This window comes from Actinoplanes sp. NPDC051513 (genome assembly GCF_044454685.1).
Lineage (GTDB): Bacteria > Actinomycetota > Actinomycetes > Mycobacteriales > Micromonosporaceae > Actinoplanes.
On sequence record NZ_JBITDW010000001.1, the window covers coordinates 543929 to 557070 of the forward strand.

Here is a 13142-nt window from a genome sequence, read left to right on the forward strand (position 1 = left end):
AGCGTAACGGTCGGCATCGTCGCCGTCCGCCGCACGCGCCATCGACTCGGAGCGATCATGGCAGCTCGCAGGGCCGCTGAGCCAGAGTTGCGTCATCGGAAGGACAACCATGGCGATCGACCACGAACTGCGCCGCCTCGCCCTCGGCACCCTGCTCGCCGCGTTTCCCGGCCTCGAGGCGCCCGACTGGGCACTCGAGCTGCTGAGCGACGGGCTCGCCGGACACACCCTCTTCGGCTACAACATCGATTCGCGTACGCAGGTTGCTTCGCTCACCGCCGCGCTGCGGTCGGCGCGCCCCGATGCGCTGATCGCCATCGACGAGGAGGGCGGCGACGTCACCCGGCTGGGGCACCGCACCGGCAGCCCGTACCCGGGGAACGCGGCACTCGGCGTGGTGGACGACGTCGAGCTGACCGCCCGGGTGTACGCGGCGATCGGGGCCGACCTCGCCGACGCGGGCGTCAACCTCGATCTGGCGCCGACCGTCGACGTGAACACGGCCGACGACAACCCGATCATCGGGACGCGGTCGTTCGGGGCGTCGCCGCTGCTGGTGGCGCGGCACGCGCGGGCGGCGGTCGAGGGGTTGCAGTCGGCCGGGGTGGCCGCCTGCGCGAAGCACTTCCCGGGGCACGGGGCGACGCTCGCGGACTCGCACCTGGAGCTGCCGACCGTGGACGCGCCGTTGGCGGTGCTGCGGGAGCGGGACCTGCCCCCGTTCGCGGCGTCGCTGTCGGCGCGGGCGATCATGACGGCCCACATCCGGGTGCCGGCGCTGACCGGGGACGATCCGGCGACCTTCAGCCGGTTCGCGCTGACCGACGTGCTGCGCGGCGAGTACGGGTTCCAGGGCGTGATCGTCACCGACGCGCTGGAGATGAAGGGCGCGGCCCTGTCGGCCGGCGGGATTCCGCGGGCCGCGGTGCGGGCGCTCGCGGCGGGGGCCGACCTGCTGTGCATCGGGGCTCAGGTCGACGCCGCGCTGGTGTCGGCGATCGTCGACGAGATCGTCTCCGCGATCGGGGACGGGCGGCTCGCCCCGAGCCGGGTGGAGGCCGCTGTGTCCCGTACGGCGGAAATGGCTCGGTGGAGCAGGACGCCCCCCGCCCGGGGTGACCACGACGCCGGCTTGGGAGTCGCGGCCGCCCGGCGGGCCGTGCGGGTGGAAGGGTCGCTCGCCGCGCTGGAATCGCCGCTCGTGGTGCAGGTGAGCTCGGGCTACTCGATTGCCGAGGGGCGGGTGCCGTGGGGATTGCGGCCGCACCTCAACGGCACGGAGCAGGTGGAGGTCGCCGCGGCCACGGTCTCGCCCTCGGCGCTGATCGAGCAGGCGTCGGGACGGCCGATCGTGGTGGTGGGGCGGCATCTGCATCGCTCGAACGACAGCCGCGCGCTCGTCGAGAGGCTGGCCGCGGCACACACGGTCGGTGTCGTCGAGATGGGCTGGCCGTCGTCGTGGCGGCCGGCCGGGTGCCGGGCCTTCGTCACCACGCACGGCGCGAGCCTGGCCAACGGGAGGGCGGCAGCCGAGGCTCTCGGCCTGGCTGCGTCCTGACTCACTCTTACTTGAACGTGTTCAAACTTGTGGTCTAACCTGAGCACATAAGTTGAACACGTTCGAGAGGGGCGGTCCGATGGACCCGAAGGTCTGGATGTACCTGCTCTACCTGTCGGTCAGCGTCGGGCTGACCGTGTGGGTCGCGACCACGCTCGCCCGCAACGGGCTGGTGTTCCTCGCCGACGTCTTCGAGGACGAGCGGCTCGCCCGCGCGGTCAACCAGCTGCTCGTGATGGGCTTCTACCTGCTGAACTTCGGCTATGTGGCGTTCGCGATGCGATCGAGCGCGACCGTCGACGACGCCGGCGAGGCGCTCGAGGTCTTCTCCATGAAGATCGGGCTCGTCCTGCTGGTGCTGGGCGTCCTGCATTTCTGCAACGTCTACTTCCTCGGCCGTTACCGACGCAGCCGGCTCCGCCAGCAGCACGGCCAGCCGCCGCTCCCGCCGTCCGGACGACTGCCGATGCACCCGCAGCGGCCGGTCCACCCGCAGATGCCGCCGCCGGCGCAGGCATGAGCGGCTACGCCGGCCCGGCCGCACACGGGGGCGGCCGGGCCGGGCCATCGGCGGTGGCTGTTCGTGCGGACGGCCTCTCCGGTGCCGGCCTCTCCGCGGCTGGTTCCTCCGCGGCTGATTCCTCCGCGGCTGGTTCCTCCGCGGCTGGTTCCTCCGCGGCTGGTTCCTCCCGGGCCGGCGCGGTGGCTTCCTTCACGGTTCTCTTCGATGCGCGGTGTCCGCTGTGCCGGGCGGCGCGGCGATGGCTGGCCGGGCGGGCGCAGCTCGTGCCGCTGATGTTCGTGCCGGCCGGGTCGGCGCAGGCGCGGGCGCTGTTCCCGGGGCTCGACCACGCGGCCACGCTGCGGGACCTCACGGTGATCGCGGACGACGGGGCCTACTACATGGGCGACGGAGCCTGGCTGGCCTGCCTGTGGGCGCTCGCGGACTATCGGGCGGCGGCCGAGCGGTTGTCGTCGCCGCGGATGCTGCCGGCCGCGCGGCGATTCATCGCAGCGGCGTCCGCGGTGCGGGAGGCAGTCCGCTTGCCCGAACCGACGGGGGCCGGGGAAGCGGGCTACGGTGACCAATGTGACGACCGCTGCCACTGAATCCGGCGACAAGCCGACGCCGCCGGCGCGGCGGGCTCGCGGGGAACAGACGCGGCAGCTGATCCTCGAGACGGCGCTGCGGCTGTTCCGGGAACGGGGGTACGCCGAGACGACCATGCGGGCGATCGCCAAGGAGGCGGGCGTCGCGGTCGGGAACGCGTACTACTACTTCGACTCCAAGGAACACCTGATCCAGGGGTTCTACGACCGGAACCAGGCCGCCCACCGGGCCGCGTCGGAATCGGTGCTGGCCTCGTCGCCGGATCTCGCCGATCGGCTGCGCGGCGTGCTGCACGCGGGGATCGACGTGAACGCGCCGTACCACTCGTTCGCGGCGACGTTCTTCAAGACCGCGGCCGAGCCGTCGTCACCCCTGAGCCCGTTCTCGCGGGAGTCGTCCCCGGCCCGCGACGCGGCCATCGGGATCTTCCGGGACGTCGTCGAGGGATCGTCCGCAAAAATCGACCCGGAGCTGCGCAAGGAGCTGCCCGAGCTGCTGTGGCTCGGCTGGATGGGCGTGATCCTGTTCTGGGTGTACGACAAGTCGGCCGATCAGCGGCGCACCCGGCGCTTGATCGACGGCGCCGTGCCGCTGATCGACCGGCTGGTGGCGCTCTCGCGGCTGCGGGTGCTGCGGCCCGCGCTGCGCCAGATTCTCGCGCTGATCGACAACGTCCGCCGGGACGACTGATCACCCACAGTGAGATTCCCACTTCATCACTCTGCGTAGCTTTGTAGCGCCCTAAATGCAGCAGTGCCCAGGAATTTCCGGATCTGTCGCCTAAATCGTCCTAGCCGAACGGTCATTTTGCCCACGCAGAGCTTCCGAGTCGACCAAGCCGGCACGTAGCGTTATCCCCGCAGGTGGGTCTGGGGACGTTGCGGGGACTCGGACTTCGGGACCGGTCCGAGCCTCCGCAACAAGGGTCAGTGAGCCGGGTAGCGCGGGTTTACGGGAGCATTCCCCCGCCACCCGGCTCACACCATTTCTGGCCGGAAGTTGCGCAGCCGGAGGCTGTTGAGGACCACGAAGATGGAGCTCAGCGCCATCGCGGCGCCGGCGATCATCGGGTTGAGCAGGCCGGCCGCGGCCAACGGCAGGGCCGCCAGGTTGTAGGCGAAGGCCCAGAACAGGTTGCCCCTGATGATCGCGAGGGTGCGGCGGGACAATCGCACGGCGTCGACCGCGGCGGTCAGGTCGTTGCGAATCAGAGTCAGGTCCGAGGCCTGGATCGCCACGTCCGTGCCGGCGCCCATCGCCAACCCCAGGTCGGACTGGGCCAGGGCCGCGGCGTCGTTCACGCCGTCGCCGACCATGGCCACGGAACGCCCCTCGGACTGGAGGCGCTTGACGACGTCGACCTTTCCGGAGGGCAGGACGCCGGCGAAGACCGAGGAGATGCCCACCTCGGATGCGACGGCCGACGCCACGGCGGGGGCGTCCCCGGTCACCAGCATCGGCTCGAGGCCCAGACGCCGCAGCGCAGCTATCGCGGCCGCGCTCGTCGGGCGTACCGCATCGGCCAGCGCAAGCCAACCCAGCACCGTGCCGTCGGCACGGACCTCGACCCACGTCGCGGCCTCGACCCACGCCGCGCCCTCAACCGACGCCGCTCCTTCTACCAACGTCGGGCCTTCGACCGACGCCTCGTTGTCGCCGACGTAGAAGAGGGGCGACAACTCGGCGGGAGCACCGGCAGCGATCTCGACGAGGACGCCCTCGACCCGGCCGCGGACCCCGACGCCGGCCGTCGCGTGGAAGTCGGTGACCGGGGGCACGGCGCCGTTGGAACGGGCGGCCGCGGCGATCGCGCGACCCAGCGGGTGCTCGGAGGCGGCCTCGACCGCGCCGGCCAGGCGGAGCACGGCGTCGGGGTCGTGGGCCACGGCGGCGATCACGGACATGCGGCCGGTGGTCACGGTGCCGGTCTTGTCGAGGACGATCGTGTCGGCCCGGCGGGTGGACTCGAGGGCCTCGACGCCGCGGATCAGGATGCCGAGTTGGGCCCCGCGGCCGGTGCCGACCAGGAGCGCCGTGGGTGTGGCGAGACCCAGGGCGCAGGGACAGGCGATGATCAGTACGGCTACGGCGGCCGTGAACGCCTCGGTCGCGCCGCCGCCGGTACCCAGCCAGAAGCCGAGCGTGCCGATCGCCAGGGTGATCACGACGGGGACGAAGACGGCGGAGATGCGGTCGGCCAGGCGCTGGACGGCGGCCTTGCCGGTCTGGGCCTCCTCGACCAGCTTCGCCATCTGGGCGAGCTGGGTGTCGGCGCCGACCCGGGTGGCACGGACGGTGAGGCGGCCGCCGGCGTTCACGGTCGCGCCGGTCACGGGATCGCCCGGCCGCACCTCGGTGGGGACGGACTCGCCGGTCAGCAGGCTCTGGTCGAGCGCCGAGACGCCGTCGACCACCACGCCGTCCGTGGCGACCTTCTCCCCGGGCCGTACCAGAAAAAGATCACCGACCCGCAGGTCGGACGCGGAGATCTGCTGCTCGTGGCCCTCCCGCAGCACGGTGACCGACTTGGCGCCCAGCTCGAGCAGTGAGCGCAGCGCGTCACCGGCCCGCCGCTTCGCGCGGGCCTCCAGGTAGCGGCCCGCGAGCAGGAAAGTGGTCACGCCGGCGGCGGCCTCGAGGTAGATGGCGTCGCCGTCGCGGGCGGTGAGCGAGAACGGGTGCGTCATGCCGGGCATGCCGGCGTCGCCGAGGAACAACGCCCACACCGACCAGCCGAAGGCGGCGAGGGTGCCGACCGAGACCAGCGTGTCCATGGTGGCCGCGCCGTGCCGCAGGTTGACGAAGGCGGCCCGGTGGAACGGCCAGCCGCCGTAGACGACCACCGGCGCGGCCAGCGCGAGCGACAGCCACTGCCAGTAGTCGAACTGAAGGGCGGCCACCATCGCGAGCACGATGATGGGAACACTGAGCGTGGTGGAGATCAGCAGTCGGTCACGGAGCGGATCCCTCGGCTCGTCCCGCTGCGTGATCGGGGAAGGCTCGGCGGCGGTGTAGCCCGTCTTCTCGACCACGGCGATCAGATCATGTGCGCTCAAGGACGCGGGAACCGTGGCGCGGGCCTTCTCGGTGGCGTAGTTGACGGTCGCGGTGACGCCATCGAGCCGGTTCAGCTTCTTCTCGATGCGGCCGGCGCACGACGCACAGGTCATGCCGCCGATCTCCAGCTCGATGACGCGATCCATGCCTTCTACCCTATACCCCTTGGGGGTACCTGCCGAACAAGCGGCGGCCTACCGAACAAGCGGCGGGCCGGGCGAAGAAGCCCGGCCCGCCGAAATATCAGGAATTGGCCGACGAGGTCTTGACCAGGGTGCGGATCTGCCGCAGCAGGACCGACAGGGCGGCCAGCTCGGCGGGCGTGTCGTCGACCTTGCCCATCGCGTTGGACGCCCGGGCGATCGAGGCCGCGTTGACCCGTTCCCACTGCGACACCCGTTCCTCGGGAGCCGCATCGGCCGGCGTCGACTCGAGCACCTCGACCGTGAGGGCGGCGAGCGCCGCGTACAGGTCGTAGCGAAGCGCCATGCGGGCCAGAGTCTGCCAGCGGTCGCCGCGCGGGAGCTTCGAGATGTGCGACAGCAGCTGGTCGATCTGGAACCGCTCCGACAGCACGAAGTAGACCCGCGCCACTTCGATCGCGTCGCGCCCGGTGGCCGCGCTCGCGGTCAGCACGTCGAGCAGGCCGAACCCATAGTTGGCCCAGGTCACCCGCTCGGCGAGGTCGATCGGCACGCCCCTGTCGACCAGCGTGGCCACGTGCTCGTCCATCGACCGTCGCTCGATGCCGACCAGCACCGAGGGCAGCTGCGGCAGCAGGTCACGGATGCCGTCGCCGAGCTTGGTGATCTCGCCGGTCACGTCGATCGGCGAGCGCCGGGTGCTGACCAGCCAGCGCACCGCCCGGTCGAGCAGCCGCCGCGACTCCAGGAAGACCAGCGTCTGCGCCGACGTGGGCACCTTGTTGTCGAGCGCCTCGGCGGCCTTCCAGATCTCCGCGAGCCCGTAGGCGTGGCTGACCACCACGCAGGCCCGCATCACGTCCGCCGCCGACGCGCCGCTCTCCTCCATGGCGCGGTAGACGAACGACGTGCCCCCTCGGTTGACCACCTCGTTGACCAGCGCGGTCGAGATGATCTCGCGGCGAAGGCGGTGGCCGGCCATCCGGCCGGCGAAACGCTCACGCAGCGGCGTCGGGAAATAACGCGCCAGCACGTCGGTGGTCCAGGCCTCGTCGACCAACTCGTCGGCGAGCACCTCACGCTCCAGCGAGATCTTCACGTACGCGAGGAGCACCGCGAACTCGGGCGCGGTCAGGCCGTCGCCCGCCTCGGAGCGCGCGGCCAGCTCGGCGTCGGTGGGCAGCGCCTCGAGCTCGCGGTTGAGCTGCCCGCTCTCCTCCAGCGAGGTCAGCATGCGCCGGTGCACCGGGAGCAGCGAGTGCGCCTGCGCCCGGGCGTTGCCGAGCGCGAACGCCTGCTCGTAGTTGTCGCGCAGGACGAGCGCCGCGACCTCGTCGGTCATCTGGGCCAGCAACGCGTCGCGGTCGGGGACGCTGAGCTCCCCCTCGTTGACCGCCCCGCCCAGCAGGATCTTGATGTTGACCTCGTGGTCGGAGCAGTCGACGCCGGCCGTGTTGTCGATGAAGTCGGTGTAGATCCGGCCGCCGGTGCGGGCGAACTCTATCCGCCCGCGCTGGGTGAGGCCGAGGTTGCCGCCCTCGCCGACGACCTTGACCCGCAGCTGCGACCCGTTGATCCGGATCCCGTCGTTGGTCTTGTCCCCGACGTCGAGGTGGGTCTCCGACGCCGCCTTCACGTACGTGCCGATGCCGCCGTTGAACAGCAGGTCGACCGGCGCGCGCAGGATCGCCCGCATCAGCTCGACCGGGCTGATCGCCGTGACGTCGCCGAGGTCGAGCGCCGCGCGCACCTCGGCCGTCACCGGGATCGACTTGGCCGTCCGCGGGTAGATTCCGCCGCCCTCGCTGATCAGCTCGCGCGAGTAGTCGGCCCATGAGGAGCGGGGCAGGTCGAACAACCGCCGGCGCTCGGCGAAGGACGACGCCGCGTCGGGATTGGGGTCGAGGAAGATGTGCCGGTGGTCGAAGGCGGCCACCAGCCGGATGTGCTCCGAGAGCAGCATCCCGTTGCCGAAGACGTCACCGGACATGTCGCCGACACCGACCACCGTGAAGTCTTCCGCCTGGGTGTCGACGCCCAGGTCGCGGAAGTGCTTCTTGACCGATTCCCAGGCGCCGCGGGCGGTGATGCCCATCTTCTTGTGGTCGTAGCCGGCGGAGCCGCCGCTGGCGAACGCGTCGCCGAGCCAGAAATCTTTGCGCACCGAGATCTCGTTGGCGATGTCGGAGAACGTCGCGGTGCCCTTGTCGGCCGCGACGACGAGGTAGGGGTCGTCGCTGTCGTGCCGGACCACGTCGCGCGGCGGGATGATCTTGCCGGCGTGGATGTTGTCGGTGACGTCGAGCATCGCCGTGATGAAGAGCTTGTAGCACTCGACGGCCTCGTCACGGTCGCCCGGCTTCTGCTTGAGGACGAACCCGCCCTTGGCGCCCACCGGCACGATCACCGCGTTCTTCACCATCTGCGCCTTGACCAGGCCGAGGACCTCGGTGCGGAAGTCTTCGCGGCGGTCGGACCAGCGCAGGCCGCCCCGGGCGACCGCGCCGAAGCGCAGGTGCACGCCCTCGAACCGCGGCGAGTACACGAAGATCTCGTACTTCGGGCGGGGCTCGGGCAGGTCGGGGATCGCCTTGGGGTCGAGCTTGAACGCGACGTAGGACTTCGGGCGGCCGTCGGGGCCACGCTGGAAGAAGCTGGTGCGCAGCGTGGCCCGCACGAGCGTCAGGTAGGCCCGCAGGATCCTGTCCTGATCCAGGCTCTCGACGCCGTCCAGCAGCTCGGTCACCCGTTCGACGACGTCGTCGGCCATCCGCGAGCGTTCGTCGCCCCCGGCCTGGAGGCCGGGCGAGAAGCGGGTCTCGAAGAGGGTGACCAGCAGGCGGGCGATCTCGGGGTAGGCGATGAAGGTCGATTCGATGTAACGCTGGGAGAAGACGCTTCCGGCTTGTCGCTGATATTTCGCGTACGCCCGGAGCACCACCACCTGACGCCAGGTCAGCCCCGCTCGCAGCACCAGCTCGTTGAACCCGTCGACCTCGGCCTCGCCCCGCCAGGCGGCCGCGAACGCGTTCTCGACCTGCGGCCGGACCTCGGACAGGTCGCGGTGCTCGGTCGGTGGGCGCAGCCCGAAGTCGTACAGGTAGATCGTGCCGTCGTCGCGGCGGATCTCGTACGGCCGCTCGTCGACGACCTGCACGCCGAGCGAATGCAGCACGGGCAGCACCGCGGAGAGCATCATCGGCTCGCCGTACCGGTAGACCTTGAACCGCACGTCGTGGTCGTCCGGCTCGGGCTCGCCGCCCTTGCCCGGCCGCCGCTTGCGGTACAGGTGCATCTCGAGCTGGCCCTCTTCCTCGAGGAGCTCGAGTTTCGCCAGGTCCTGCATCCCCTCGTACGGCGTATGGCCGTCCTTGTAGCTGTCGGGGTACGCGTTCGCGTAGCGGTTGAACAGCTCACGGGCCGGCTCTTCGCCCAGCTTGCGATCGAGCACCAGCGAGAAGTCGTCGTCCCACATGCGGGTCGCGTCGGCCAGCAGCTCGGCCAGCGCGTTCGGATCGACCACGCCGGGTGGGTCGGTCGGGTCGGTGCGCACGATGAAGTGGATGCGCGCCAGCATCCGCTCGGTGACCCGGGTCGTGTAATCGACGCCGATGCCGTTCAGCTCGCGGAGCAGGATCTCCTGCATGCGCAGCCGGTTGCCGGTGGTGAAGCGGTCGCGCGGCATGTAGATGAGGCACGAGATGAAACGGCCGTACCCGTCGCGGCGCAGGAACAGGCGGAGCTGCCGGCGGCCCGCCATGCGGAGAACACCGACCACCGCCTCGTACAGATCATCGGTCTTGATCTGGAAGAGCTCGTCACGCGGGTAGGTCTCGAGGATCTGGAGCAGGTCTTTGCCCGAGTGACCGCGCGGGGACAGGCCCGAGCGGTCGAGCACCTCCATGACCTTGCGCTTGACCACCGGCAGCTCGCGCACGCTCGTGCGATAGGCCGACGAGGAGAACAGGCCCAGGAAGCGGCGCTCGCCGATCACCTCGCCGCGGTCGTCGAAGACCTTGACGCCGATGTAGTCGAGATATGCCGACCTGTGCACGGTGGCCCGCGAGTTCGCCTTGGTGATCACCAGCAGGCGCTTCTCGAGCGCGCGCTGGTAGGCCTCGGGGGTCATCGAGGAGATCCGGCGCGGGCTCGAATCGCCGCGCAGGATACCCAGGCCGGTGCCGGGAAGCACGTTGAGGACGTCGCCGTCGAGGCGGTACTCGCGGTAGCCGAGGAACGTGAAGTGGTCGTGGGCCAGCCACTTGAGCAGCTCGATCGAGTCGGTGACGTCCTTGTCGGGCACCGGCAGCTTGGCGTCGGACCCGCGCGCGGCGGCCAGCTCGTCGGCGATCACCAATGCCCGCTGACGCATGCGCGGCCAGTCTTCCACCGCGTCGCGCACGTCGGTGAGCACCCGGCGCACCTCGTTGTGCAGCTGGTCGCGGGCCTCCTCGCGGCGGATCGGGTCGATCTCGATCCGGATCCAGCTCTCCACCAGGTCGCCGTCGATCGCGTCGTCGGGCTCGACGTCGGCGGCGAGCTCGCCCATCGCGCCCAGCGGCTCGCGGCGCACCACGATCAGCGGGTGGACCAGCAGGTGGACCTGGAGCTGGTGCGCGGTGAGCAGGGCGATCACCGAGTCGACCAGGAACGGCATGTCGTCGGTGACGATCTGCAGGACGGTGTGGCACTGGGAGCCGCTCGGCGCCGTGATCGCGAGCTTCAGCTCGCCCGGGAGCCGGACCGCCGCCAGCTCGCGGTGCGCGACCGCCGCGTCGTACATCTCCTGCGCGGTGAAACCGACCAATTCCTCGTCCGGCGCGAATCGCCAGTACCGGCCGACCAGCGACGCCGTCGCATGATCGGCGCCGGCCAGTTCGACCGCCTGCGCCACCAGGCGCTCACCGTTGGGCAGCGGCTCGTCGAGCTCACCGTCATCCGCGGAGGCGCCGAGGCGGCCCGTGAGGGCGAGCCCAGGGCCCTGGGAAAGGTCCAGCTCAGGGTCGGTTGTCGGGTCGGATTCCGGCGCTGCCTCATCGGCGACAGCCATGACTTGGTGCTCCCCTCACCCACGACACTGTGGGTTCGAACGTGTCCCACAACAGCCTAGAACGGCGCGCCACGGCCGGATCACACGCGTGGGGGGATCTCCCAAATTTGCCGTAGGTCACGTTTTCCGGGTCGGCGGGACGAGCGCATCTTTATTACCGTTCCGTAGCATCGCCTCCGGCGTACCCAGGAGAGGGGACCTCATGCTTGACCGCCGTGACCCGAGCCGCCGCCGCGCGGCCGCCCTCGCGGCCTCGTTGACCCTGGTCGCAGGCGGTTTAGCGGCCTGCTCCAAGGACGGCCCCGACAACACGGTCAGGGCCTTCCTCGAGGGTTGGCGCAGCGGCAACCTGAGCTCGGTGGGCTTCGTGGCCGCCGACGGCAGCAAGATCGGCGCGAACGAGGTGGTCAACCAGCTGCACGCGCTCGCCGGCGACCTGGTCAAGCAGTCGCTGGTGCTGACCCCGGTCGGCGAGCCCAAAACCACCGGCGACATCGCCTCCAGCACGATCAAACTGGACTGGACGCTGCCGGGCGGCGCCCCGTGGTCGTACAACAGCACGGTGCGGCTGACCAAGCAGAACAGCGACGGCTGGCAGGTGGTCTGGGAGCCGGCGATCGTGCAGAGCGAGCTGCAGAGCGGCGACAAGCTGGGCGTACGCCGGGTGGCGTCGAAGCGGGCGGCCATTCAGGACGCGTCCGGCAAGCCGATCGTGACGCCACGGGAAGTGGTCACCATCGGGGTCAGTCCCGAGAAGATCACAAACTTGGCACAGTTGCAGAAGGACCTGGCCGCAGCGTTCAAGAAGATCAAAATTTCGGTCGACATGTCCAACCTCGCCGACCGGGTGAAAAACTCCGATCCGGGCGCGTTCATCGAGCTGGTCACGCTGCGACGGCCCGATTACAACAAGATCCGGAATGACGTGCGGCCACTGGCCGGGACGGTGTTCCGCGCGGAGACGCGCGACCTCGCGCCGACCCGGGCCTTCGCCCGGGCGCTGCTCGGCACCGCCGACCAGGCGACCCGCGAGGACATCGACGCCAATCCTCAGGTGATCGCCCAAGGCGACGTGGTAGGACACGGCGGGCTTCAGCAGCGGTACGACACGACGCTGCGCGGCACGGCCGGGGTGTCCGTCGTGATCGCCCGCGAGGCGGCGGACGGCACGGTCAGCGACACCCAGCTGTTCAGCACGAAGCCGGTCGACGGCAAACCCGTCAAGATCACGATCGACGAGAAGACCCAGACGGCGGCCGACGCGGCGCTGGCCACCCAGAAACAGCCCAGCTCCCTGGTCGCCATCAAGATCAGCGACGGCTCGGTGCTGGCGGTCGCCAACGGCCCCGACGGCGGCACCGTCGACACCGCGCTCACCGGCCAGGTCCCGCCCGGCTCGACGTTCAAGACCGTCTCGGCGTACGGCCTGCTGGCGAGGAAGGCGGTCACGGCCACCTCGATCGTCGACTGCCCCAAGAACGCGACGGTCGACGGCCGCGAGTTCAAGAACTCGGACGGCGAGGTGCTCGGCAAGGTCCAGTTCCATGTCGACTACGCGAAGTCGTGCAACACGGCGTTCGTCGGTCTCGCGCCGAAGCTGGGCGCCGAAGGCCTGCAAGATGCCTCCTCCCAGCTGGGCCTGGGCCAGCAGTGGGATCTGGGTGTCGAGGCGTTCAGCGGCAAGGTCTCGGCCGCGGGCAGCCCGACCGAGCTGGCGGCGGCGACGTTCGGGCAGGGGGCGACCGCGGTCAGCCCGATCGCGATGGCCTCGGTGGCGTCGTCGGTGGCGCGCGGCCAGTTCAAGCAGCCCACACTGCTGCTCGATCCGGCCCCGGCGAAGCCGGCGGCCTACGGGCTGCCGTTGGACGACGGCGCGGTGAGCGCGTTGCGGTCGATGATGCGCGAGGTCGTCACCGGGGGTACGGGCACCGCGCTGAAGGACGTGAAAGGCAAGCCGGTCTTCGGCAAGACGGGCACCGCGGAGTTCGACGACAAGTCGAAGGACACGCACTCGTGGTTCATCGGGTACCAGGGGGATGTGGCGTTCGCGGTGATGGTGCAGAAGGGTGGGGCGGGCTCCGAGGCGGCCGTCCCGATCGTCGAGAACTTCCTGAACGCCCTGAACAAGTAGCCGCCGGGAACAAAGTCGTTGCCAGCGCCCGGGCCGCCTCGAGCGGCCCGGGTCAGGCGATGTCCGCCGGAGAGCCGGAGCCCAGGTCGAAC

The 13142-nt window shown here is 70.4% G+C and carries 7 protein-coding genes; 5 read left to right on the top strand and 2 right to left on the bottom strand.

Annotated elements, in window-relative coordinates; genetic code table 11:
• Positions 1-109 precede the first annotated feature (109 nt).
• The 4 genes from ACIA5D_RS02565 (at position 110) to ACIA5D_RS02580 (ending at position 3359) form a co-directional block, all read left to right on the top strand.
• Complete coding sequence (locus ACIA5D_RS02565) at positions 110-1558, top strand: glycoside hydrolase family 3 N-terminal domain-containing protein (protein WP_396028044.1); 1449 nt, start codon at positions 110-112, stop codon at positions 1556-1558.
• Between the two features lie 79 nt (positions 1559-1637).
• Positions 1638-2078: a hypothetical protein gene (locus tag ACIA5D_RS02570; protein WP_396028045.1), complete on the top strand. Its 441-nt coding sequence runs from the start codon at positions 1638-1640 to the stop codon at positions 2076-2078.
• 182 nt (positions 2079-2260) lie between these two features.
• Complete coding sequence (locus ACIA5D_RS02575; RefSeq protein WP_396028046.1) at positions 2261-2668, top strand: thiol-disulfide oxidoreductase DCC family protein; 408 nt, start codon at positions 2261-2263, stop codon at positions 2666-2668.
• The gene (locus ACIA5D_RS02580; RefSeq protein WP_396028047.1) at positions 2649-3359 is read left to right on the top strand and encodes a TetR family transcriptional regulator; all 711 of its coding nucleotides are present in this window, start codon (positions 2649-2651) and stop codon (positions 3357-3359) included. Before ACIA5D_RS02575 ends, ACIA5D_RS02580 begins: the two co-directional genes overlap by 20 nt.
• Positions 3360-3646: 287 nt before the next feature.
• Here the strand turns inward: ACIA5D_RS02580 and ACIA5D_RS02585 are convergent, their stop codons facing one another.
• Positions 3647-5872, bottom strand: a complete 2226-nt coding sequence (locus ACIA5D_RS02585) for a heavy metal translocating P-type ATPase (RefSeq protein WP_396028048.1) — start codon at positions 5870-5872, stop codon at positions 3647-3649.
• Between the two features lie 97 nt (positions 5873-5969).
• Positions 5970-10919: an NAD-glutamate dehydrogenase gene (locus tag ACIA5D_RS02590; protein ID WP_396028049.1), complete on the bottom strand. Its 4950-nt coding sequence runs from the start codon at positions 10917-10919 to the stop codon at positions 5970-5972.
• Between the two features lie 202 nt (positions 10920-11121).
• Here ACIA5D_RS02590 and ACIA5D_RS02595 point away from each other — a divergent pair, with 202 nt between their 5' ends.
• Complete coding sequence (locus ACIA5D_RS02595) at positions 11122-13050, top strand: penicillin-binding transpeptidase domain-containing protein (protein ID WP_396028050.1); 1929 nt, start codon at positions 11122-11124, stop codon at positions 13048-13050.
• The last annotated feature ends 92 nt before the right edge of the window (positions 13051-13142 follow it).